This is a genomic window from Vibrio sp. Isolate30 (genome assembly GCF_022397975.1).
Lineage (GTDB): Bacteria > Pseudomonadota > Gammaproteobacteria > Enterobacterales > Vibrionaceae > Vibrio > Vibrio fortis.
In genome coordinates, this window is the sequence record NZ_JAKEUS010000005.1 from 42493 (window position 1) to 65821 (window position 23329).

The window sequence follows — 23329 nt, forward strand, 5'->3', positions numbered from 1 at the left end:
CTAGGGAATGACGGGTAAAAGCAGATTCGAGATACGGGTAAACGAGTAGCGAAAGGCACGAACTGTGGTTATCGTTCTTAGTCTCTAACGTATCTATCTGATTGAGCACGCTCTTCGTATCTCGAATCCCGCATCTCGCTTACTCGAATCTAATTACTACTCTTCAGATACAAAAAAGGCTGCACCATGGCAGCCTTTCAAATCAATGTGTGAGCATGTTATACCGAGAATGGGTATTTAATCGCTTCGTGGCACTCGTAGCCTTCTACCCAGAAGTCATCCAGTGTTACCCATGTCTCCAAGTCTTCTAGAGACTTAATCTCTGGGTTAATGTGGAAGGTTGCAGGCGCTAGAGGCTCACGCTTCAACTGAATGTCGCGCATTGGTGCCAGTTGGTCTTCGTAGATATGTGCATTCACGAGCTTATGATAAGCAACACCAGGCTTCTTGCCTGTGATTTGCGCCATAATCGCTAGGAATACGTAAACCTGAACCATATTAAAGTTAAGGCCTAGAGGGACATCACAAGAGCGCTGAGTGCTGTTCAAATACAGAGTATCACCCAGTAGAGAGAAGTGGTGACTGTACATGCACGGACGCAGACACCCCATGTGAAATTCACCTGGGTTGTAGAAGTTTAAGATCTCACCACGGTCATCAACACCACGTTTTAAGTCATCAACAATCTTCTTTAGCTGATCAATGTGGCCGCCATCCGGCTTTGCCCATGCACGCCCTTGAACACCATAAACACGGCCCATGTCATCTTCACCTTTACGATGAGGATTGTTCAGCCATGCTTCATTTAGGTTCGCATTCGCATCCCATGTTTTGGTACCCAACTTGCGGAAATCTTCAGCGTTGTCGTAGCCACGAATGTAACCGAGTAGCTCAGCGACTGCTGCTTTCCAGAAGCTCTTGCGCGTCGTAACTAGTGGGAATTGGTTGTTGCCAACATCGTAGGTAAGGTCTGCATTGATCACCGTTAGGCAACGTTTGCCTGTACGCTCGTTTTCAATCCACGTGCCTTCATCAACGATTCGCTGACAGAGTTCTAAATACTGCTTCACACCAATTCCTTACTTCGTTTGTTGTGGGACTTCATCTTTGTAGTGGCCGCGCTTGTAAGCCCAAACCACCATAAGAACACCGATGATAACCATAGGTAGAGATAGGATTTGACCCATTGAAATGAATCCACCAAACAGACCTAAGTGTGCATCAGGTTCGCGTACGTATTCTACTAGGAAACGGAAGCTTCCGTAACCCGCCAGGAACAAACCAGATACAGAACCCAGTGGACGAGGTTTCTTAATAAACCAATTCAAGATGAAGAACAGCACAATACCTTCAAGCGCCATCTCATACAGTTGAGACGGGTGTCGCGGCAGAGGGCCGCCATTCGGGAATACTACCGCCCATGGCACATCGGTCACTCGGCCCCACAATTCGCTGTTCATGAAGTTACCTAGACGCCCCATACCTAAACCAAATGGCACTAGTGGTGCGATCATGTCGGCTACGCCAAAGAAGGTTCGACCGTTCTTTTTCGCATACCAGAACATCGCTGTAATCACACCTAGCAGACCACCGTGGAATGACATTCCACCCGTCCACACTTTAAAGAGATACAGAGGATCGGCTAAGAAAAGGTCGAAGTTGTAGAACAGTACATAACCAACACGGCCACCAACAACCACACCCAAGAAACCGGCAAACAATAAATCTGAGACTTGCTCACGAGTCCAGCCGCTGTTTGGTTGATCTGCACGACGATTAGCCAGCCACATCGCAAAGACAAAACCGACAAGGTACATCAAGCCATACCAACGAACAGAAATAGGCCCTAGTTCAATCAGAACAGGATCGATATTTGGGAATTCGATAAAACCCTGAGACATATTTAGCTCTCTATCTAATATAAAAGAATTAGCCAACGGCTAAGAGGAATACACTACAGCAGCATGGTTGCAGCTATAAACATTAAAAAGACGGCGAACACTTTCTTTAACACTGGCGTTGGCAGTTGTGTCGCTAACTTAGCACCAATGCGAGTGGTTAACACCGAAGTACAAGAGATAGCCACCAGCGCAGGCACATAAACATAACCTAAGCTGTACGCAGGCAGGGATTCAACCGACGAACCGTGCCAAATAAAACCCATCATACCGGAAATAGCAATCACACAACCACAGACCGACGAAGAGCCGACCGCCTTGCGCATCTCTACGCCATGGTGATTCAGGAAAGGCACAGACAATGAACCGCCACCAATCCCAGCCAAACTGGAGATCACACCAATACCACCACCACACGCTACCGTTTTTGCAGGTGTTGGCATGGTCTTCTGACTGCGCGAACGTATCGACAGCAACATTTGTAGAGCCAATAACAACACGATAATGCCAAAGACTTTAGGTAGATATTGAGACGGAATAGAATCGGCAATGAAAGAGCCCATAAAGCCTCCAACAACCACGCCTGGCATCAACCATTTCACGACGAACATCTCGACATTACCTAGCTTTAAGTGGTTCAACGCCGAAGATCCAGAAGTCACGATGATAGTCGACAACGAGGTTGCTAGTGCCATTTGCATCGCAAACTCTTGTGCTATACCTGCTTTAGGCAATAAGAACAACAATGCAGGGACCACCAATAAGCCACCGCCAATGCCCAATAAGCCAGCCAATACACCAACGACGGCGCCGAGGCCCGCTAGCAAACCAATGAGTTCGTATGACACGTTTAATCCTATTTTTTGCCCGCTCTGATAAAGCCGGTAAATTCACGCTGTTCGAAATAGGACAGCATCATACTATAGATGTCACTGCCATACGGTTGTACAAGTGCATTATTTGCTAAATCTTGTAAATCACTCAATGAGGACTGACGTATCAAGTATTTGGTTCTTGCCACGTTTGACGTGTTCATACTCAAGGTTTGGTATCCAAGACCAATCAATAACAGCGCCCCCATCGGATCACCCGCTAGCTCACCACAAATACACACCGGCAGCTGATACTGCTTACAAGTATCGTGGATCTGCTTAAGCGCCATGATCACTGCAGGGTGCATGGATTCATAGACATCAGAGACGCGAGAATTGTTCCGGTCAACCGCCAATAAATATTGGGTCAGGTCATTGGTACCGACAGAAACGAAGTCGACACGGTCGGCGATCAATGGCAACAAGTAGAGCATTGAAGGCACTTCAAGCATGATCCCGATACGTGGCATACGAACACGGTCATCAAGTTCATGCACCTCTTCGTAAGCTTGTTCGATGAGCTGCAAGGCATCATCAAGCTCACGAGCACCAGAGATCATAGGCAGAAGAATACTGAGGTTTTGACTGCCACAGCTGGCTCTCAGCATGGCTCGAAGCTGAATAATGAAGATATCTGGGTGATCGAGCGTGAATCGAATACCGCGCCAGCCCAAGAATGGATTGTCCTCTTCAATCGGAAAGTAAGGCAGGGCCTTGTCACCACCGATATCCAGAGTACGCATGACCACTTGCTTGTCAGGATAACTCTCAAGAACAGATTGATACTGCTTAACTTGTTCATCTTCTGAAGGGAAACGTTGTTGCAGCAAGAAAGAGATCTCGGTTCGGTAAAGACCAACACCATCGACCCCTTGATTAAGCGCGATATTGGTATCGGCACTCAAACCCGCATTAAGTAGAATCTCAACTTGATGATCATCTTGCGTTTTGGCCGGTAGGTGGATATCACGATTCACCATTGAAGAGAGTTCTGTCTCTTCAAGAATCAACTCTCGATACTCTTTCAGTAGATTCAGGGTAGGCTCAATGAAGATCTCGCCACTGTAGCCATCCACAATCACCTGCTTGCCATTCACATTAGCAAGATTAAGCGTCACCCCCATCACCGATGGAATGCCTAACGCGCGTGACAAAATTGCAGCGTGAGAGTTAGCTGCACCTTCCAGCGAGATCACCGCCAGTAGTTTCTCTTTCGGGATCGAAGCCAAGACAGAGGCAGTCAACTCACGAACCACTAATACGATTGGCTTCTCAAGAGAGCGCTGCTCTTGTTCTGAATTGTGTAGGAAATAGAGCAGTCGTTGTCCAAGCTCTCGAATATCTTGCGCTCTTTCGCGCAGATACACGTCAGACATCCGAGCGAAACGATTCGAGTAGCTCTCCACCACTTGTCTCAGCGCCCAGTCTGCTTTGTCCCCTTTTTGCACCTGCGCCTTAAGATCTTTGCGCAGCATTGGATCATTTAAAAGGTGAGTAAATAGATCGAAGATTGCCAGAGCGTCTTTATTGATATCGCTGTCCAAACGCTTACGCATGCGCTTGAAATCATTCAGTGCATTCTCAACAGCAACGGCTAACAGCTCATGCTCGCGTTCTATATCAAGCGTAGAAGCAGGATAAACATCTGTTAATTCAGGTTGAGTGTTGTCCCACCACAGCTCACCAATAGCAACACCCGATGAGGCCGCGATGCCTTTGGTTGACGGTTGATCTTGATGCTCAAGCAGCCACAACCCTTGCGTTTGAGCATGGGCGACAATCACCGCTAACTGTGCAGACAAAGTAACGAGAAACGACTCTTCCATCTCGCTGAATAAGCGGGGTGATTTTTGCTGTATGACCAGTACCCCAAGCACTTGCTTGCGGTGAATAATAGGAGTACCTAGAAAAGAGTGATAAATGTCTTCCCCAAGTTCAGGAAAAAATTTATAGGCGGGGTGCGCAGAAGCTTGCGCTAGGTTAATAGGTTCAGCACTGCGTTTAACTAAGCCCACTAAGCCCTCGTTAAACCCTATATGAATGCTATTCCCTTCAAAAATGAGGCCTTGAGTTGCCATCAACTCAAGGCGCTGCATATCATTATTGGCTAAGTACACTGTGCAGCACTCGGTCTGCATCGCGCTGCACGTCTCTTTAACTAAAATATCCAATGCAGTTGAGACATCTTCAACTCTAGATACGTGTTCAACTATTTCCCTTAGTTGACTGAGCATGCTTAACCTCTACGCTGTTTGCGTTTTCCTTTTGTTTTTCGCTCTTTAAATGGCATAGCTAAAGAGGCGAACTCTTTCATCGCACGACGATAAACGTCTCGCTTGAAAGAAACAACTTGTCGAACTGGGTACCAGTAACTTACCCAACGCCAACCATCAAATTCAGGTGTACTTCCGCGCTGCATATTGATGCGTGACTCATCGCAGTCTAAACGCAGAAGAAACCACTTCTGTTTTTGTCCAATACAGACAGGTTTTGAATCCCATCGAACCAGTCGTTTGGGTAGCTTATAGCGTAACCAATGACGGCTAGTTGCGACGATCTTTACATCCTTTTTGGTAAGGCCAACCTCTTCATATAACTCGCGGTACATTGCCTGTTCCGGAGTTTCACCTTCATCGATTCCCCCTTGAGGGAATTGCCATGAATGTTGCCCGTATCGTTTAGCCCAGAAGACCTGACCATGGTTGTTACAGATTACAATACCAACATTTAATCGGTAACCATCGCCATCTATCACTGGCCAACCTCTATTTAAATTTTTAATTACACTGATTTTTCCACATATCCCCAAGCGGAGCAAACTTCGTGACGTGATTAGGGCGATATTTATGAATAATTTCTTAAAACTGGATAACTTTTGCTCATAAAATAGTTACCCACATAATAGTGAGACATAGACCACATTTATTCACCTTTTCTGTGAATAACTATGTGTAGAATTCACCGCAAACGTTTTTTTTAATCCATACTTTCATCAACAGCTAAAACAAACCCAAATCAACAAACAAAAATAAAACATCAAAATCAAAAACTTAAACAAAATCCAATGCTAAACAAAAATTATATTTTTCAAATGATCTTTTAAAAACTTAACATGGTCAAAGATCAACCACCCTTAGCTTTATCCACACTCATCATTAAAAGATTCATTTTGTACGCCATTTAGCAAGCATTTTATCCCCTTAAAACCCCTGTTTATTTATCCATTAGTTTGTTTTTATTGGATTTTGGCTCCTCAGCCTGTGGATAACCGTAGGATTGATCCACAAATCACCACTATGATCATTTATTAACCACACTGCATTTTCATTCCAATCTGATAAAATCGACGTTTTACCAACTCGAAGCCTTATGAAACCTGAACCACAAACTGAAGCTGAACTGCTAGAGCGAGCCTACGCGATTGCCGGAATGACCTTTCAAGAACTGGCAGACGAAGCAGAAATGACGATGCCTAAAGATCTTAAACGAGATAAAGGGTGGGTTGGGCAATTGCTAGAGTGGCACCTAGGTGCGCCTGCTGGAAGTAAACCAGAACAGGACTTCGCGCATTTAGGCATTGAACTCAAGAGTATCCCGATCAGTTATAGTGGCAAACCATTAGAGACCACCTTCGTGTGTGTCGCGCCTTTAATGGGCGTTCAAGGTCTCACTTGGGAAACCAGTCACGTCCGCAATAAACTGTCCAAAGTTTTATGGATCCCGGTTGAAGGAGAGCGCGAGATCCCTTTAGCAGATCGCCATGTAGGATCACCACTATTATGGACACCGAGTAAGGAAGAAGAAGAGATACTTCAAACAGATTGGGAAGAGCTGATGGAGCTGATCGTGTTAGGTAATGTCGAACAGATCACTGCACGCCATGGCGAAGCTCTGCACCTTCGCCCTAAAGCAGCAAACAGCCGTGTTCTAACAGAAGCGTACGGCGCGAGTGGCAAGCCAATTAAAACCAAACCGCGCGGCTTCTATCTAAGAACTCAATTTACTCATCAGTTACTGACAAAACATTACGCTTAATAACAAACAAGTCCCTTGTAATAACACCTTAATGCGGATTAAGTGCTAACTCTATGTCGCAATAACGCTGGCTTGGTTCACTACCAAACTCATCATAAGTGTTGTGGAGGCGTAAATAGGCCTTATCGAAACCAAGCCGAAGAAGCTCCTCTTTGACTTGATCAAGTGACCCAAAATGCACGGGCTCACCACCTTGTTTCACTGGCTCTAATTTATGCTTATATTCCACTGCTAATAGATACTCTGGGATATCTGAACACCCGATAACATAGACTTTGGGTGTTCGATAAGAGTCTTTGTGATCGCCATGCAACCACATATCTAGTTGATGCTTTTGCATACCTCACCTCCATCGATATCTTTAGCTTAGTAGAACTGCTTTTGTTTGCTAAATAACCTCTTAAAAAATATGAAAAGAGGAGCGTATAGCTCCTCATTTCAACGGTACTGATTCAGAAGATTTCCCTCCGACGCCATAACCAGCACCTATTTTATTATCCTAGGGAGTGACAGGTGCCATCACTCCCTCGGATTACGTCAGTATTCGCGCACTAAGGACACGACGGAGGTGACGGACTCGACGTTCAATAGTGACAGCTTCTGGCTCTGAGAATCCGATTGGTCGTCCATCTGCCTCTAGACCGATATCTTTCAGCAAGTGTGCATTTTCCCATGGAAGATCGTAAGCACTACGACGAACTTTCCGTTTCCAAACTCGTTCCTCATGACGAAGGTCGGCTCGAATAAGAACTGTGGCTAATTTTAGGTAAACTGAGTGACGCATAATGTATTCTCCAGTGGTGGAATTAAACTGGGGAAAAATAGCGTGAAATAAGAGATAGAGATGTCTTAGCTGCTATTTTTCCGCAGCCAAGTAAGGATACGGATTAATTAGTTACATTTATCTTGGGTGTTACGATCGGCCATCACTGATAGTCGTGGCATAGCAGCCACCAAGTCAGTGCTAGGATCAAACGACGCGCAAATGTGCTGAATAAAATCGAAATGTTTCATTTGCGCCTCCAAGCTAATTAATTAATCCAAAAAGATATGATTTGAATGCTTCCGGTCTGATACCAAACCATTGCTTTCACGGTTAAATTCTATCCAACTGAGAACATTATTCAACCACTAATCTGTTAACAATCTGAAAACAAAGCATTCACCCAAAATATTAGTTGCATATGACATTTAGCATAAGATATTCACTATGATTATATAAATTTATAGAGCTTATCTCTAATCTCGCTTTCTAATCAGATACAAAGGTCCCCCTCAAACAAAAAGCCACGCAGTGCGTGGCTTTTCAATAGTGATGGGTTATTTAAATTAACCCTTCAGATATCAGGCTGTGCTTATTGAGCAGGCGATACATCGTGGCTCGAGAGACACCCAACTCTTTCGCGGCTAATGATACCTGACCCGCATGCGACTCTAACACAACGATCAAAGCATCACGCTCTGAGCGTTCTCGTATGCTCTTCAAGCTGCGCTTCTCATCTTGTTGTTTTGGCAAATCAAGATGTTCTTCGTCAATGATGATCGAATCAGACATTAGCACCACGCGCTTAATTTGATTCATCAGTTCGCGCACATTCCCAGGCCAGTGGTAACGAGACAGTGCAGTGACCGCCGATTCTGAGAAGTTCTTAGCCTGCGCGTTGAATTCTTTAGAGTAATCATGCAGAAAGTGATTTGCTAAGATCGGGATATCGCTAACACGCTCCTTCAAACTAGGAACATGAATTCGCAATACATTAATATAGTGATAAAGCTCTTCATTAAAGTCCCCTTCAATCAAAGCTTTCTCGATATCCGAAGAGTTCGAGGCAAGAATACGCACATCAACAGAGCGTAAGCCTTTTGAAGTCTCAACCTTCCCGTCTTGCAAAAACTTAAGCAGGTTCATCTGCTGGGTTCTAGGCATTGCTAAGATATCATTAAACAGAATCGTTCCGCCGTCTGCTTCTTCGAGCATACAAGAGGTTTCTTCCGCTTTTCCTGCCAAGCCAAACAGTTCACGCTCGATTCGTGATTCTGAAAGCGCACGACAGTTCACAGTTAGAAAAGGGTGTTTTGCACGAGAAGAGTGCCTGTGAATTGAACGAGCTACAGTCTCTTTACCTGCCCCACTGTCTCCCGAGATCAAGATACTAACGTCCGTCGGACCAATACGCTTGACTTGGTCTCTCAGTCGTTTGACTGCTACAGAGTCCCCTAGCAGCCCCATATCACTGTTCAAACCGTAATTGGGCCACACCTTCTTCTCTAGCTTTAACATGCCTAGCTGGTGCCCTATCGTGCTAAGTAGCTGAGCATCCGGAATCGGAGTCGTGAAGAAGTCGATACAGAAATTCACGATAAACTGGCAGATAGTGTCTGAACTTAATTGTGATTCACGAATCAGCGCTAACCATCTTACCTGTTTGTTATTACTCACTAAATTAGCCACACCATTGAGACTAAACTCATCATGGCTGAGATCAACAATCCCGATACAAGGACCTGTTTCCGTAAACAGTGCATCTGCCTTTCGCAAGTCTGCACACTGAGTGCATTGCCAACCAACTTGTTCTAATACAGATAACCAAGGCTCGTACGCACCACCAACGACGATAAGAGAGCCTGGTAAGGAATCCATCTTAAATTGAGTTCCCATCCTTCTTCCTTATTCAATTTTCTATTTATTTGGCCGAGTACTAACTATTGCTCTTCCCTATATATGGGAAATTTACTGCGCAAGCAAGTTCATATTCACGCCAAAGACGTCTAGTAGTGAGACTATCTAAGATTCTTCGTCTCAATAGTAAGACTATGTCACAAATAATGATTTTTCGAACTCAGAGTGCGGTATGGGTAAGGTTTTGATACTCCTAAGAATAAAAAAGCCACCCGAAGGTGGCTTTTAGAATTCACGCTAAATGCGAAAGCGATAGATTACGCTTGAGGACGCATCGCTGGGAATAGAATCACGTCACGGATTGTGTGCGTGTTGGTAAATAGCATTGCTAGACGGTCGATACCGATACCTTGACCCGCTGTTGGCGGTAGGCCGTGCTCAAGTGCTGTGATGTAGTCTGCATCGTAGTACATTGCTTCGTCATCACCAGCATCTTTAGCATTAACTTGCGCTTTAAAACGCTCGTCTTGGTCTTGTGCATCGTTAAGCTCAGAGAAGCCGTTTGCTACTTCACGGCCACCGATGAAGAACTCAAAACGGTCTGTGAAGAACGGGTTGTCATCGCTACGACGAGCTAGAGGAGAGATGTCCGCTGGGTAGCCAGTGATGAAGGTTGGTTGAATCAGCTGAGGCTCAGCCGTTTCACCAAAGATCTCTTCTAGAAGCTGACCACATGTCCAGAATGTCTCTACTTCAACGTGTACAGATTTCGCGATTGCTACCATCTTCTCACGGTCTTGTAGATCGGCTTCTGTTAGCGCTTGAATCTCAGCGTGCTCAGGGTTGTAGTGTTTGATCGCGTCGAACATGCTCATGCGCGCGTACTTACCACCAAACTCAACAGTCTCATCACCGTAAGGCATTGAAGTTGAACCAAGAACGTCCATAGCCGCAGTGCTTAGCATCTCTTCTGTCAGATCCATCAGATCTTTGTAGTCAGAGTACGCTTGGTAGAATTCCATCATTGTGAATTCTGGGTTGTGACGTGGAGAAAGACCTTCGTTACGGAAGTTACGGTTGATCTCGAATACACGGTCAAAACCACCGACTACTAGACGCTTCAGGTAAAGCTCAGGTGCAACACGTAGGTACATGTCGATGTCTAGTGCGTTGTGATGCGTGATGAATGGACGAGCCGTCGCACCACCAGGAATAACGTGCATCATTGGCGTTTCAACTTCTAGGTAGCCTTTTGAGCTCATGAAGTTACGGATTGAAGATACTAGCTTAGAACGCACGATGAATGCGTTGCGAGAGTCTTCGTTCACGATTAGGTCAACGTAACGCTGACGGTAACGCATCTCTTGGTCAGTTAGACCGTGGAACTTCTCTGGAAGTGGACGAAGTGCCTTAGTTAGCAGCTCGTAAGACTCCATGTTCACGTAAAGGTCGCCTTTACCTGACTTGTGAAGCGCACCTTTCACACCGATGATGTCACCGATATCTAGGCCTTGGTACTTCTCTTTAAGCTCTTTTTGAACATCTTTTGCAGCGTATGCTTGGATACGGCCAGATGTTTCTTGAATTGCTAGGAATGGACCACGCTTAGCCATTACACGACCAGCGATTGCAACAACGTGGTTTAACTCTTCTAGCTCTTCTTTAGTCTTTTCACCGAATTCCGCTTGAAGATCGCCAGCTAGGTGCTCACGGCGGAAATCATTTGGGTGACCGTTTGCTTTGCAGCTCTTGCGGATGTGATCCAGCTTGCTACGGCGCTCAGCAATCAATTTGTTCTCTTCTTGTGCGTTTTCGTTTTGAACAGCATCAGTCATTTTCGATGTATCCTGTTTTTCGTTATTAACGAGTATTTTTCGGTGAAAAGCTTACAGACCTGATTTCAGGCTAGCTTCGATAAATTTGTCTAGGTCGCCATCAAGAACCGCTTGAGTATTGCGGTTTTCAACGCCAGTACGTAGGTCTTTGATGCGCGAGTCATCCAGTACGTAAGAGCGGATTTGGCTACCCCAACCGATGTCAGATTTTGCATCTTCGTTCGCTTGCTTCTCTGCGTTCTGTTTTTGAATCTCTAATTCAAACAGTTTTGCACGAAGCTGCTTCATCGCTTGGTCTTTGTTCTTATGCTGAGAACGGTCATTCTGACATTGAACCACAGTGTTGGTTGGCACGTGCGTAATACGAACCGCCGATTCCGTGGTGTTTACGTGCTGACCACCCGCGCCAGATGCACGGTATACGTCAATACGTAGATCAGAAGGGTTAATGTCGATATCAATGTTGTCATCAATCTCTGGGTAGATAAACGCAGAAGCAAATGAAGTATGACGACGACCACTTGAGTCAAACGGAGACTTACGAACCAGACGGTGAACACCAGTCTCTGTACGTAACCAACCGTAAGCGTACTCACCTGAGATACGAACCGTTGCCCCTTTCAGGCCAGCAACTTCACCCTCAGAAACTTCAATAACTTCGGTCTTAAAGCCTTTCGCTTCAGCCCAACGCAAGTACATGCGTAGCATCATTGAGGTCCAGTCTTGCGCTTCTGTACCGCCCGAACCTGATTGTAGGTCGATGTAGCAGTCTGATGCGTCGTGATCGCCCGCGAACATACGACGGAACTCTAGCTTCGCTAGCTTAGCTTCTAGCTCAGCCAGTTCAGGTTCGATCTCGTCAAATGTCTCTTGGTCTTCTTCTTCAACCGCCAGCTCCAGTAGACCTTCAACATCCTCAACACCTTGGTCAAGTTGGTCGATAGTTTCTACCACAGCTTCCAGTGATGCACGCTCTTTACCTAACGCTTGTGCGCGTTCAGGTTCGTTCCATACATCCGGCTGTTCTAGTTCTGCGTTTACTTCTTCTAGACGCTCTTGTTTAGCGTCATAGTCAAAGGTACCCCCTCAGGATATTTGTGCGCTCAGACACATCCTGCAGACGGTTTTTGATTGGATTGATTTCAAACATTTTAGCTCATCATTTATGAGTAGAATTTAACCGAAGAATTGTACTCAAAAGTGTGACGGAGATACAGGAATTTTTAGATAAGAAAGCCGAACTATCACTTGTGAATGCTCAAAAGGAAATCAACGATGATGGAATGGCGTTAACAGGAGGTTAAAATCAGCATTAACGCGCCCCAAAATAGACGGGGCACGTGCGAATTTCTGACGTTAAGGTAAACGAATCGTCACTACTTAGCCTCGATATTATCGATCATTAATTGCAGTGACTGATTACCGCGAAACTCGTTGATATCGAGCTTGTAGGCAAGGTGGACGGTTTTAACTGACGCATCCGGCCAGCGACGCAGATCAACGTTAAAAGCGATACCGTCGATCATCACATTGGTTGGGTGACCCTTGTAGAGTGGCTCTAGCATCAATTTCAGGTGCTTTTCGCCCACCAGCTTCTGATGAAGGACTTTAAATTCACCATCAAAGATAGGTTCTGGGAAGGCTTGTCCCCAAGGACCACCAGCACGCAAAAACTCAGCGGTGTGCATTGAGAACTCTTCTGGCAGAAGTTCACCATCCGACAAGATGATGCCTTTCAGCGCCGTTTCACCAAGATCTTGTTTTACCGCTTCATCAAACAGTTTGCTAAAGCGTTCAAAATCTTTTTCCATGATGGTTAAGCCTGCCGCCATTGCGTGGCCGCCAAACTTCACAATCAGACCTGGATTCTGCGTATCAATGCGATCCAGAGTATCACGCATGTGTAATCCAGGAATCGAGCGACAAGAACCTTTAATACTGCCCTCTCCGCCGTCAGCAAACGCAATAACGGGACGGTGATATTTATCTTTAATACGAGAAGCAAGGATACCAATCACCCCTTGATGCCAATCGCGCTGGAACAGTGCCAAACCACACGGCAAGTCTGCTTCACCGAATTCTAGGCGTTCACAGAAGGCGATTGCCTCTTGCTTCATGCCCTCTTCAATCTCTTTACGAGTTTGGTTGAGACCATCTAGCTCACTGGCCATACGGCGCGCTGCGTGGATGTTATTGCTCATTAGCAGCTCAACACCAAACGACATGTCATCAAGGCGACCTGCCGCATTGATGCGGGGGCCAAGAGCAAAACCAAAATCAGAAGCAACCAGACGGCGTGCATCGCGTTTGGCAACTTCAATCAGAGCCTGAATTCCCGGACGCGCTTTACCTGCGCGAATACGCTGCAAACCTTGGTGTACTAAGATCCGGTTATTCTCATCAAGCGGCACCACGTCAGCCACAGTCCCCAAAGCTACTAAGTCAATCAGCTCCATAAGCTTCGGCTCAGCCATACCTTGCTGGGCAAACCATCCCAGTTTTCGCATATGAACACACAATGCCATCATCAGATAGAAGGCAACGCCAACACCCGCTAGCGCCTTTGAGGGAAACGCACAACTCTCAAGGTTTGGGTTTACCATCGCATCCACCATCGGTAGCTCATGCCCCGGTAAGTGGTGGTCGGTAACAAGTACATCTAAGCCTTTCTCTTTTGCAAAGCGTACCCCTTCAATCGACGAGACACCGTTATCCACGGTCATGATCACTTCTGCGCCAATCTCGATTGCTTGCTCTACCACTTCAGGGCTCAAGCCATAACCATCTTCAAAACGGTTTGGTACCAAGTAGTCAACGTTATTGCTGCCAAGCATACGTAGGGCCAACACTGAAAGCGCAGAACTGGTCGCGCCATCAGCATCAAAATCGCCAACAACAATAATGCGTTTCTGTTGTTGAATAGCTTTGAATAGCAACTCAACCGCTGCATCGATCCCGCCGAGCTTTTGGTATGAGTGCAAGCCTTTGGCTGCTGTCTCTAGTTGAGCTGGGCTATTAATACCACGGCTTACGTAGATACGCTTGAGTAGCTCTGGTAAGTCTGCTGGAAGAACGGAGGTATCGACTTCGGGGCGGCGTTGTATCTCTATCATGACCTATTAGGCCCAAACTAAGTTGGGCCGTTCCTTATGTGTAAATTTGGAAATGCTTGTTGCTGAACTGCAGATTACTGCTCTAAGCGCTGGATAAGTTGTGCTGGAGGCAGGTAACCACTCACAAGCTCACCACTTGGTAAGAAGATAGCTGGCGTACCAGTAATGCCAAGCTCTCGGCCTAATTGATACTGCTTAGCAACCACAGATTTGGTCTCAGATGTTGCCTTCGCCGAGTCAGGCATTTGACGATTCACTTTCGCGTCATGCATCGCTGCTTTTGGATCATCTGAACCCCAGATTGCCGCCATCTGATTTGCTACTTGACCGGTCGCACCCTGACGAGGGTAAGCCATGTAACGAACCGTAATACCTAGGTCGTTATAACCTTGCATTTGACTGTGTAGGCGCACACAGTAACCACAGGTGATATCGGTAAAGACAGTGATCGCGTATTTCTCGTTGTCCGCTTTGTATTCAATCGCAGAATCCGCCATCTCTGCAATTTTAGCTGCATTGATTGGCGCCTGACGCTCCGCTAATACATCGCTAAATTTGCCATTCTCATCGAGTGAGTAAAGCGTACCTGCGATGAAGTGATCACCTGATGGCGACGAGAAAATGATACCGCTGTTGGTTTGAACCTCTAGCAGACCATCGATATCTGACGGCACAACGTCCGTCACTTTGACACCAATCTTTTCAAAACGCTGGGTCAGAGCTTTAACATCGTAAGCTTGAGTGGGTGCAGCCTCTACTGCAGTCTTAACCTGCTCAACATTGTCTTCAGATGCGTTACAAGCAGTAATGACAAACGGTAATGCTAGTAGAGGAAGACGGCGTAATACGCTCATTAAGTTCACCTTAAAATTATTTGAATCTAAGCTCGTGGATGGTGCTGAGCATGGATCTGCTTCAGTCTTTCCGTTGCCACGTGAGTATAAATTTGGGTTGTCGATAAGTCACTATGTCCCAATAACATCTGTACGACTCTGAGATCGGCACCATAGTTCAGTAAATGTGTTGCAAACGCATGCCTCAATACGTGTGGAGACAGCAGTTCTGTGTCTATTCCAGCAATAACCGCGTAGTGCTTTATACGGTACCAAAAGGTTTGTCGGGTCATTTGCTTGGCACGTTTACTTGGGAAAACCACATCCGAGCTATTTTCTCCAAGCAGCTGTGGGCGACCTTGTTCAATAAAGGTTTCTATCCAGTCTACGGCATTTTCGCCCATTGGTACTAAGCGCTCCTTGCCCCCCTTACCAATCACACGCACCACACCTTGTCTTAGGCTAATGTTCTCCATCGTCAGACTGACCAACTCCGTCACACGAAGGCCGGTTGCGTAGAGCAGTTCTAGCATCGCTTTATCTCTTAGCTCGATCGGATCATTTGGATCCGGCGCATCCAGTAAGGCATCTACCTGCTCTTCGCTGAGGTCTTTTGGTAAGCGCTGAGGCAGTTTTGGACTCACCAATAAAGCACTCGGGTCATCTGCCCTTACCTTTTCACGATGCAAGTATTGAAACAGTCGACGAATCGCCGACAACATACGTGCACGCGAAGTCTGTTTAAAGTTCGCATCCACCAGCCAACTCTGATAATCCTGCAAACCGGATAAGCTAATGAAGTCCAAGCGATAATTATTCTTTTCCATCCAATCAAGTAACTTGGCAAGATCCGTACGATAAGAGGTGAGCGTATTTTCAGAAAGCCCTCTCTCCATCCACATCGCATCTAAAAATTGTTCAACAAGACCATGATCGGCGTTCTGCCCTTGCGGCGACTGCATAGCTATTCTCATCATATTGGAAACTGTTTTGAGATTAAGCTACAGACCTGATGAAAGCTATAAAAATTACGACTTGGGCGGATAATCGCTGCAATCGAATTCAATTTATGGTTAGAATTCGCCATCTCAAAATAAAAATCGAACACATGCTATGAAAATTGGACTGTTTTACGGCTCAACCACCTGCTATACAGAAATGGCTGCAGAAAAGATTCGCGGCATCATCGGCGAAGACTTAGTCGACATTCACAATGTAAAAGAAACGCCACTTTCATTGATGGCCGACTACGACCTACTGTTACTGGGTATCTCAACTTGGGACTTTGGTGAAATCCAAGAAGATTGGAATGAAATCTGGGATGACCTAGCAACCACACCAGTAAAAGGTAAAGTCGTGGCACTGTTCGGACTGGGCGACCAAGAAGGCTATGGCGAGTGGTTCCTTGATGCGATGGGTCTATTGCACGACGAACTCAAAACCGTAGGCGCTGAGTTTGTTGGATACTGGCCAAACGACGACAGTTATGAATTTGAAGCATCAAAAGCCCTAACAGAAGACCAATCACAGTTTGTTGGCCTTGCTCTTGATGAAGACTCACAATATGAGCTGAGTGATGACCGAATCGCAGCTTGGGTTGAGCAAGTTCTGGTTGAGTACAGCGAGAAAATCTAGCCCAGCTTAAACCCAAGATAACATTGGTGATAAGCATTAGAACCTACGAATACAAAAAGGCCCCGCTACTCATTGGTAGCGGGGCCTTTCTATCTTAGTTCGAATACAAGTTAGTTCGAAAACAAATTAGCTCGAAAACAGATTAATTCAAAAGGATTAAACCGTCTCTTCAGCCATCTCTGGCGCTGTCGATTTACCCACAAAGAACATGCAGATGATCGCTGCAGCTGTTGGTAGCAACCAACCCATACCGATTTCAAACAGTGGTAGCATCTTCAGTGCAGATACATCTACACCCGCTACCTTCGCCGCATCGATCAGAGCGAATAGCAGAGATACTAGAATAACCACGCGGTAAGCCATTTGAGGGTTTGGTAGTTTCTTACGTAGGAAAGTCAGTGCTACCAAAGCAATCGCTACTGGGTATAGCGCAAATAGAACCGGTACTGACAACGAGATAAGCTGAGCCAGGCCAACATTAGCAACTGTCGCACATGCTACACCATTGATGATTACCCAAGTTTTGTAAGACATCGGCGTTAGAGAGCTAAAGTACTCAGAACACGCAGAGATAAGACCGATAGCCGTTGTCAAACACGCAAGCAGTACAATCACAGATAGAACGATTTGACCTGAAGGACCAAATAGAGATTGAACGTACTGGCTTAGAACCACGCCACCGTTATCTGCACCTGAAGCTACTGCAGCACTTGTTGCGCCTAGGTAGAACAGAGAGATGTAAACAAACGCTAGACCAGCCGCAGCAATGCAGCCTGCACTGATCAGATACTTAGTTGTCGCAGCGCGATCAGTAATACCTTTGCTGCGAATCGCATCCACAATCAGCATACCGAACATCAGAGAACCGAAAGTATCCATGGTGTTGTAACCTTCAAGGAAACCTTTGGTTAGCGGTTGAGTTAGGTACTCACCGTGAGCCGCAACGATCTCGCCTTGCGGGTTAACGAAAACCGCAATCGCTAGAATCACTAGGCCAATGAATAGTGCTGGAGTCAGTACCTTGCCGATCACATCAATCAGCTTGCCCTGTGACCATGCAAAGAACATCGCAATCGCAAAGAATGCAATAGAGAAGATAGTCAGGTGCGCTTGAGAAGCATCGATGAAGAACGGTTTCACCGCCATTTCATAAGCCACTAGACCAGTACGTGGAGCTGCAAAAGCAGGGCCGATGATGATGAAGATCAGCACCGCCATGATCGTTGCAGCTTGTTTTGGAAGATCTTTCGTTAGATGGCCCCAAGAACCACCAGCAACTGCGATAGCAACAATCGTAATTAAAGGGAGACCTACCGCTGTTAAAAGAAAACCAGACATCGCTGGGATGACATTTTCGCCCGCTAATTGACCGGCGAGAGGTGGGAAAATGATGTTACCCGCACCTAAGAAAAACGCAAAAAGCATAAAGCCCAATGCCATAATATCTGTTAGTTTTAGACTCTGTTTCACAGATAATCCTTAATTATATTTTTGAAATGATGTTGTACTTGCGTGAATGTTACAGCTAAAAACTGCCATTCAATCTATAAAATAGTCGCGCATAATGACGAAACACTCAGTCAGCTGCAAGCTACCGCAGAAAAACACCATATTAATTTGCAATTTCACGCAAAAAGCAGTTTATTTCACTAGTTTTGAAAAACTAACCACAATTATAAACTACTCACAAGTTGCAACAATTAAAACCAAATCAGAACAAAAGCCTGTACAAAAGATCAACAACAAAGCTAAGTAGTTAAAAATTCCGGTACCTGCAGATTTATGAAAGAAAAAACGCTCGAGACAAAAAGCTTTAATTTTAAACAGTTTTCTATTTATGGCGGACAGAGTGGAATGCCTGTTAGCACCGATGGCGTATTACTGGGGGCATGGACAGAACTTAATCAGCAACAAAACGTTCTGGATATTGGTACAGGTACCGGCTTATTAACACTGATGCTGGCGCAGCGTTATCCTTCAGTGACTCTTTCGGCGATTGATATCGACCCCGACGCGATCCACGCAGCCAAGATTAACTTCGACCACTCGCCTTGGAGCAATCGCCTACAGCTCTATTTTGGTAGTGTGTTGGAGGTTGAATTACCAGAACGTTTTGAGACGATCATCTGTAACCCACCCTACTTTAACTCCGGAGAGCAAGCTACACATAGTCAACGTGCTACTGCTCGTCATACTGCTAGTCTTGATCACAAAGCACTGGCTGCTCGCTGTTATGAGCTAACGACAGAGTCTGCTACTGCGAGCTTTATTCTGCCGATGGTTGAAGGAGAACAGTTTATCGAGCTCGCCAAACAGAGCGGATGGCACCTATCGCGCCGACTGGATGTAAGCACCACCGCCAGAAAGCAGCCAACGCGTCTTTTGTTTGAGCTATCTAAAGATCCTGATGTGCAACTCGACCACCAGCAGCTACTAATTCATGATCAAAATGGTTACAGCGACGCTTTTACCGCGCTAACCCAAGATTTTTATCTCAAGATGTAGCAAATACCATGTGATCCTAATCACTAATGCTTCTATAATGTCCGACTACTCTTTTTTATCGTCTGCCAACGACGTGCAGACACATTTATTGCTTGTGGAGAAACAACAGTGATCAGAACCTTTGCAGAACTCGATCTAGAACAAGAGCTGCTTAAAGCAATCGACGAGATGGGTTACGAACGCCCAACACAGATACAAGCTGAAGCAATCCCACAAGCGTTAGATGGACGAGACGTTTTAGCTTCTGCACCTACAGGTACTGGTAAAACGGCTTCTTTTGTTCTGCCAGCACTGCAGTACCTGCTCGACTTCCCACGTAAGAAAGCTGGCCCAGCTCGTATGCTGATCCTAACGCCAACACGTGAACTAGCGATGCAGATCGCCGACCAAGCTCGTGATCTTGCTAAATACACTAGCCTTAACATCTTCACGATCACGGGCGGTGTGATGTACCAAGAGCACGCGGATATTCTTGGTACAACCCAAGACATCGTTGTTGCGACTCCAGGTCGTCTAATGGAATACATCGAAGCTGAGCGCTTTGATTGTCGCGCTATCGAGTGGTTGATCCTAGACGAAGCAGACCGCATGCTAGACATGGGCTTTGGTCCAGTTGTTGACCGTCTATCAGCAGAGTGTCGCTGGCGTAAACAGACACTACTATTCTCGGCAACACTAGAGGGTAAAGGCGTTGAAGGCTTCACTGAAGACCTGCTAAACAACCCAGCGGAGATCGATGCTAAATCATCTCTGCGTGAACGTAAAAAGATCACTCAGTGGTACCACCGTGCAGACACCGCAGAGCACAAGCTGGATCTTCTAAAGCACATCATTACTGAGCAAGCAGAGCGTACCATCGTGTTCCTTAAAACACGTGAGCGCCTAGCTGATCTACGAGCTCAACTAGAAAGTGCGCAAATCCCATGTGCTTGGATTCAAGGTGAAATGCCACAAGATCGCCGTAACAATGCGATTGCTCGCTTCCGTGATGGTTCTGTGAATGTGTTACTTGCGACAGACGTAGCAGCTCGTGGTATCGACCTTCCAGACGTGAGCCACGTAATTAACTACGACATGCCACGTACCGCTGACGTTTACCTGCACCGTATTGGCCGTACGGCTCGTGCTGGTAAAAAAGGTAATGCGATCTCGCTAATCGAAGCACACGATCAGCCAATGATTGAGCGTGTTGCACGTTACACTAAAGAGAGCATCAAAGAGCGCTTCATCGAAGGTATGCGTCCTACACACAAAAAGCCTGTCTTCAAGAAGAAGAAAAAGGTGAAGAAGGACGATAAGAAAGGCGCAGCTAAAAAAACCGCTAAGAAAAAGAAGAAGTAGTTTTATCGAGTCACTCAGTGACTTAAAACACTCTCCAGAATAACAAAAGCCCCTGATAGCAATGCTGTCAGGGGCTTTTTAATGATTAAGATAAAGTGATAACTAGTTCTGTTCTTCGCGTTTGAATACTAGCTCTTTTGCGTTCGACTCTTCTTCAACAAAGTAGTAGCCCGCAGTATCAAACTGAGTCAGCTTTTCAATCGAATCAACACGGTTTTCAATGATGTAACGCGCCATCATACCGCGCGCTTTTTTCGCATAGAAACTGATCACCTTGTATTGACCATTCTTACAATCTTTGAATACAGGGGTGATCACCTGACCATCCAGGTTCTGTGGCTTCACCGCTTTGAAGTACTCATTCGATGCAAGGTTGATCAAAACATTATCGCCCTGTGCATTTAACGTTTCATTAAGCTTGTCAGTGATCAGATTGCCCCAGAACTGATAAAGGTTGGTGCCACGTGCATTCGCTAGGCGTGTACCCATCTCTAAGCGGTAAGGCTGCATCAAGTCCAACGGCTTTAGTAAACCATATAGGCCTGACAACATGCGTAGGTGCTTTTGTGCGTATTCGAAATCCGCGTCCGTCAGAGTTTCCGCTTCAAGGCCAGTGTAAACATCGCCCTTAAACGCCAGAATCGCTTGGCGAGCATTCTCTTGTGTGAAGGTCTCACTCCACTGTTCAAAACGTGCCACGTTAAGGCCGGCAATCTTATCGCTCACCTTCATTAGCGCCGATACATCTGCAGGCGTTAGTTTACGGCACTCTTCAATCAGCTCGGCAGAGTGTTCAATAAACTCTGGTTGAGTAAACTGCTCGGTAGCCAATGGCGATTCATAATCTAATGTCTTTGCTGGTGATACGACAACTAACATAACTTTACCCTAATCGGTTATCTGACTTTATGCTGGATAGAGTATAGAAAAAACATCAATTTGTCTTTATGACTCTTCCTATTACTTCAATAGATAAACACCTATTTCAGTAATATCCACACAATAAAAAAGGCTAAGGTATCACTACCTTAGCCTTTCAATCTGTAAACGGTGAGCGCTCGGTTTAACTTAACGCTCCATGCACAAGATTACTTCTTGTTGCCGTCCCAGATACCATCTTCTAGTTGAGACTTAAGCTCAGGGAAATCGTTCGCATCAAACGTTGGAACCTTACCCGCGTCTAGTTGACGGTTGTAGTCTTTTGCCAGCTTAATCACGATGCCCGATAGCAGGATAATCGCTACCAAGTTAACAATCGCCATTAGGCCCATAGATACGTCAGCCAATGCCCATACTGTTGGCAGCGTTGCCATTGAACCGAACATTACCATGCCTAGAACGATGATACGGAAAAGTACTAGACCCTTCTTGTTGTTATGCTCAAGGAAGATTAGGTTCGTTTCAGCGTACGAGTAGTTCGCGATGATTGAAGTGAAAGCGAAGAAGAAAATCGCTACTGCTACAAAGATACCACCCCATGAGCCAACTTGTGCTGTTAGTGCACGTTGAGTCAGTTCGATACCCGTTACTTCACCGTGAGGAACGTATTCGCCCGACATTAGGATAATTGCAACTGTTGCTGAACAGATAACGATAGTATCCATGAACACGCCTAGCATCTGAACGTAACCTTGAGATGCTGGGTGCGGTGGATAAGGCGTCGCTGATGCCGCTGCGTTTGGCGCAGAACCCATACCTGCTTCGTTCGAGAACAGACCACGTTTAATACCGTTGATCATTGCTTGAGCGATTGCGTAACCTAGGCCACCCGCTGCTGCTTCTTGCAGACCGAATGCGCTCTTGAAGATAAGAGCCAATACTTCAGGCACTTTCTCGATGTTTGCAAACATGATGAACAGTGCGATAGCAAGGTAAGCCAGCGCCATGATTGGTACGATGATTTCAGCAGTACGTGCGATCTTACGGATACCACCGAAGATAACGAATGCAGAGATAACCACAATCGCGACACCTGTGTAGCTGCGCTCAAAGTCAAACGCTGTATTCATTGCGCTTGCGATCGCGTTTGCTTGTACCGCGTTGAAAACCAGACCAAATGCGATGATTAGGAAGATAGAGAATAGAACCCCCATCCAACGCATGCCTAGGCCTTTCTCCATGTAGTATGCAGGGCCACCACGGTAGTTACCGTCGTTATCACGCGTTTTGTATAGCTGAGCCAGTGTGCTCTCTGCAAACGACGTTGCCATACCCAGCATTGCAATTAGCCACATCCAGAAGATAGCACCAGGGCCCCCCGCAGTTAGAGCTACAGCAACACCAGCCATGTTACCAGTACCAACACGTGCAGCAAGACTAGTACAAAGAGCTTGGAAAGATGAGATACCAGCGCTGTCTGCTTTACGGCTGTTCTTCAGAACAGAGAACATGTGGCCAAAATGGCGGAATTGAATGAAGCCTAGTCGTACGGTGAAGTAGATACCCACACCAACGAGTAAGTAAACTAAGATTGATCCCCAAAGAAGATCGTTCATTAAATTGATTAAATCTGTCACGTGAACCTCGTATTGAGTTTAAGCACTGATCATGCTTCCTAGCCTTCCTCTTAATCGCCTATGCCTCTGTCAATGTTGTGTCGGCATTCATTGTTATGTTCTTGCAGCGATTGAGACTGTAAATGT

Annotated in this window: 21 protein-coding genes; 4 read left to right on the forward strand and 17 right to left on the reverse strand. The window is 45.9% G+C overall.

All coding sequences use genetic code 11. The features are described 5' to 3' along the window. Positions 1 to 218 precede the first annotated feature (218 nt). From L1D60_RS13755 to rppH, 5 genes are read right to left on the reverse strand one after another with little or no spacing between them, the layout of a single operon-like run. Entirely contained in the window at positions 219 to 1070 is an 852-nt protein-coding gene (locus L1D60_RS13755; RefSeq protein WP_239841544.1) for a thymidylate synthase, read from the reverse strand. A 9-nt stretch (positions 1071 to 1079) separates the two neighbouring features. After that, positions 1080 to 1901, reverse strand: coding sequence for a prolipoprotein diacylglyceryl transferase (lgt, locus tag L1D60_RS13760; RefSeq protein WP_239841545.1), 822 nt, complete (start codon positions 1899 to 1901; stop codon positions 1080 to 1082). A gap of 53 nt (positions 1902 to 1954) precedes the next feature. Then, positions 1955 to 2746, reverse strand: coding sequence for a sulfite exporter TauE/SafE family protein (locus L1D60_RS13765; RefSeq protein WP_239841546.1), 792 nt, complete (start codon positions 2744 to 2746; stop codon positions 1955 to 1957). An 8-nt stretch (positions 2747 to 2754) separates the two neighbouring features. Continuing rightward, positions 2755 to 5004 (reverse strand): phosphoenolpyruvate--protein phosphotransferase, encoded by a 2250-nt coding sequence (gene ptsP, locus L1D60_RS13770; protein ID WP_239841547.1) that lies wholly within the window; start codon positions 5002 to 5004, stop codon positions 2755 to 2757. A gap of 2 nt (positions 5005 to 5006) precedes the next feature. After that, entirely contained in the window at positions 5007 to 5525 is a 519-nt protein-coding gene (rppH, locus tag L1D60_RS13775; protein ID WP_239841548.1) for an RNA pyrophosphohydrolase, read from the reverse strand. 614 nt (positions 5526 to 6139) lie between these two features. Here rppH and mutH point away from each other — a divergent pair. After that, complete coding sequence (gene mutH / locus L1D60_RS13780) at positions 6140 to 6805, forward strand: DNA mismatch repair endonuclease MutH (protein ID WP_239841549.1); 666 nt, start codon at positions 6140 to 6142, stop codon at positions 6803 to 6805. 28 nt (positions 6806 to 6833) lie between these two features. Here mutH and L1D60_RS13785 read toward each other — a convergent pair whose 3' ends face one another. The 9 genes from L1D60_RS13785 to xerD all read right to left on the reverse strand — a co-directional run bounded on the left by L1D60_RS13785 (position 6834) and on the right by xerD (position 16168). After that, on the reverse strand, positions 6834 to 7145 hold the full coding sequence (locus L1D60_RS13785; RefSeq protein WP_032553168.1) for a DUF6482 family protein: 312 nt from the start codon (positions 7143 to 7145) through the stop codon (positions 6834 to 6836). A 192-nt stretch (positions 7146 to 7337) separates the two neighbouring features. Next, positions 7338 to 7589, reverse strand: a complete 252-nt coding sequence (locus tag L1D60_RS13790; RefSeq protein WP_239841550.1) for a DUF1127 domain-containing protein — start codon at positions 7587 to 7589, stop codon at positions 7338 to 7340. A 107-nt stretch (positions 7590 to 7696) separates the two neighbouring features. After that, complete coding sequence (locus L1D60_RS23550) at positions 7697 to 7819, reverse strand: hypothetical protein (protein WP_261903625.1); 123 nt, start codon at positions 7817 to 7819, stop codon at positions 7697 to 7699. Between the two features lie 310 nt (positions 7820 to 8129). Further along, on the reverse strand, positions 8130 to 9464 hold the full coding sequence (gene vpsR / locus L1D60_RS13795; RefSeq protein WP_239841551.1) for a cyclic-di-GMP-binding transcriptional regulator VpsR: 1335 nt from the start codon (positions 9462 to 9464) through the stop codon (positions 8130 to 8132). Between the two features lie 278 nt (positions 9465 to 9742). Further along, entirely contained in the window at positions 9743 to 11260 is a 1518-nt protein-coding gene (gene lysS, locus L1D60_RS13800; RefSeq protein WP_152468170.1) for a lysine--tRNA ligase, read from the reverse strand. A 51-nt stretch (positions 11261 to 11311) separates the two neighbouring features. Continuing rightward, positions 11312 to 12410 (reverse strand): peptide chain release factor 2 gene (prfB, locus tag L1D60_RS13805; RefSeq protein ID WP_239841552.1). Its coding sequence is split into 2 segments (ribosomal slippage): positions 11312 to 12334 and positions 12336 to 12410, totalling 1098 coding nucleotides; the frame shifts between segments, so codons are not numbered across the junction. A gap of 226 nt (positions 12411 to 12636) precedes the next feature. Further along, a complete protein-coding gene (gene recJ, locus L1D60_RS13810; protein ID WP_150895813.1) occupies positions 12637 to 14373 on the reverse strand; it encodes a single-stranded-DNA-specific exonuclease RecJ in 1737 nt (578 codons plus the stop codon). 74 nt (positions 14374 to 14447) lie between these two features. Beyond that, positions 14448 to 15227, reverse strand: a complete 780-nt coding sequence (locus tag L1D60_RS13815) for a thioredoxin fold domain-containing protein (RefSeq protein ID WP_239841553.1) — start codon at positions 15225 to 15227, stop codon at positions 14448 to 14450. A gap of 26 nt (positions 15228 to 15253) precedes the next feature. After that, the gene (gene xerD / locus L1D60_RS13820) at positions 15254 to 16168 is read right to left on the reverse strand and encodes a site-specific tyrosine recombinase XerD (RefSeq protein ID WP_032553160.1); all 915 of its coding nucleotides are present in this window, start codon (positions 16166 to 16168) and stop codon (positions 15254 to 15256) included. A gap of 151 nt (positions 16169 to 16319) precedes the next feature. On the opposite strand from xerD, the gene fldB reads away from it, so the two are divergent. Further along, entirely contained in the window at positions 16320 to 16841 is a 522-nt protein-coding gene (fldB, locus tag L1D60_RS13825) for a flavodoxin FldB (RefSeq protein ID WP_032553159.1), read from the forward strand. Positions 16842 to 16997: 156 nt separating this feature from the next. On the opposite strand, the gene brnQ is transcribed toward fldB, so the two are convergent. Then, entirely contained in the window at positions 16998 to 18311 is a 1314-nt protein-coding gene (brnQ, locus tag L1D60_RS13830) for a branched-chain amino acid transport system II carrier protein (protein ID WP_239841554.1), read from the reverse strand. A gap of 312 nt (positions 18312 to 18623) precedes the next feature. Between brnQ and L1D60_RS13835 the strand changes: the two genes are divergently transcribed. Together L1D60_RS13835 and srmB are read left to right on the forward strand one after the other, a co-directional pair. Continuing rightward, entirely contained in the window at positions 18624 to 19346 is a 723-nt protein-coding gene (locus L1D60_RS13835; RefSeq protein ID WP_239841555.1) for a methyltransferase, read from the forward strand. Positions 19347 to 19454: 108 nt separating this feature from the next. Further along, a complete protein-coding gene (gene srmB / locus L1D60_RS13840) occupies positions 19455 to 20687 on the forward strand; it encodes an ATP-dependent RNA helicase SrmB (RefSeq protein WP_239841556.1) in 1233 nt (410 codons plus the stop codon). 102 nt (positions 20688 to 20789) lie between these two features. On the opposite strand, the gene yaaA is transcribed toward srmB, so the two are convergent. Both yaaA and L1D60_RS13850 read right to left on the reverse strand, forming a co-directional pair. After that, positions 20790 to 21566: a peroxide stress protein YaaA gene (yaaA, locus tag L1D60_RS13845; RefSeq protein WP_239841557.1), complete on the reverse strand. Its 777-nt coding sequence runs from the start codon at positions 21564 to 21566 to the stop codon at positions 20790 to 20792. A 209-nt stretch (positions 21567 to 21775) separates the two neighbouring features. After that, positions 21776 to 23203 (reverse strand): sodium:alanine symporter family protein, encoded by a 1428-nt coding sequence (locus tag L1D60_RS13850; RefSeq protein ID WP_239841558.1) that lies wholly within the window; start codon positions 23201 to 23203, stop codon positions 21776 to 21778. Positions 23204 to 23329 lie beyond the last annotated feature (126 nt).

What these genes read in the sequence shown, in the direction of transcription:
- lgt (WP_239841545.1), bottom strand. Translation starts at nt 1,901, where the DNA reads ATGTCTCAGGGTTTTATCGAATTCCCAAATATCGATCCTGTTCTGATT.
- ptsP (WP_239841547.1), bottom strand. Translation starts at nt 5,004, where the DNA reads ATGCTCAGTCAACTAAGGGAAATAGTTGAACACGTATCTAGAGTTGAA.
- mutH (WP_239841549.1), top strand. Translation starts at nt 6,140, where the DNA reads ATGAAACCTGAACCACAAACTGAAGCTGAACTGCTAGAGCGAGCCTAC.
- L1D60_RS13785 (WP_032553168.1), bottom strand. Translation starts at nt 7,145, where the DNA reads ATGCAAAAGCATCAACTAGATATGTGGTTGCATGGCGATCACAAAGAC.
- L1D60_RS13790 (WP_239841550.1), bottom strand. Translation starts at nt 7,589, where the DNA reads ATGCGTCACTCAGTTTACCTAAAATTAGCCACAGTTCTTATTCGAGCC.
- L1D60_RS23550 (WP_261903625.1), bottom strand. Translation starts at nt 7,819, where the DNA reads ATGAAACATTTCGATTTTATTCAGCACATTTGCGCGTCGTTTGATCCT.
- vpsR (WP_239841551.1), bottom strand. Translation starts at nt 9,464, where the DNA reads ATGGGAACTCAATTTAAGATGGATTCCTTACCAGGCTCTCTTATCGTC.
- lysS (WP_152468170.1), bottom strand. Translation starts at nt 11,260, where the DNA reads ATGACTGATGCTGTTCAAAACGAAAACGCACAAGAAGAGAACAAATTG.
- recJ (WP_150895813.1), bottom strand. Translation starts at nt 14,373, where the DNA reads ATGATAGAGATACAACGCCGCCCCGAAGTCGATACCTCCGTTCTTCCA.
- L1D60_RS13815 (WP_239841553.1), bottom strand. Translation starts at nt 15,227, where the DNA reads ATGAGCGTATTACGCCGTCTTCCTCTACTAGCATTACCGTTTGTCATT.
- xerD (WP_032553160.1), bottom strand. Translation starts at nt 16,168, where the DNA reads ATGCAGTCGCCGCAAGGGCAGAACGCCGATCATGGTCTTGTTGAACAA.
- fldB (WP_032553159.1), top strand. Translation starts at nt 16,320, where the DNA reads ATGAAAATTGGACTGTTTTACGGCTCAACCACCTGCTATACAGAAATG.
- L1D60_RS13835 (WP_239841555.1), top strand. Translation starts at nt 18,624, where the DNA reads ATGAAAGAAAAAACGCTCGAGACAAAAAGCTTTAATTTTAAACAGTTT.
- yaaA (WP_239841557.1), bottom strand. Translation starts at nt 21,566, where the DNA reads ATGTTAGTTGTCGTATCACCAGCAAAGACATTAGATTATGAATCGCCA.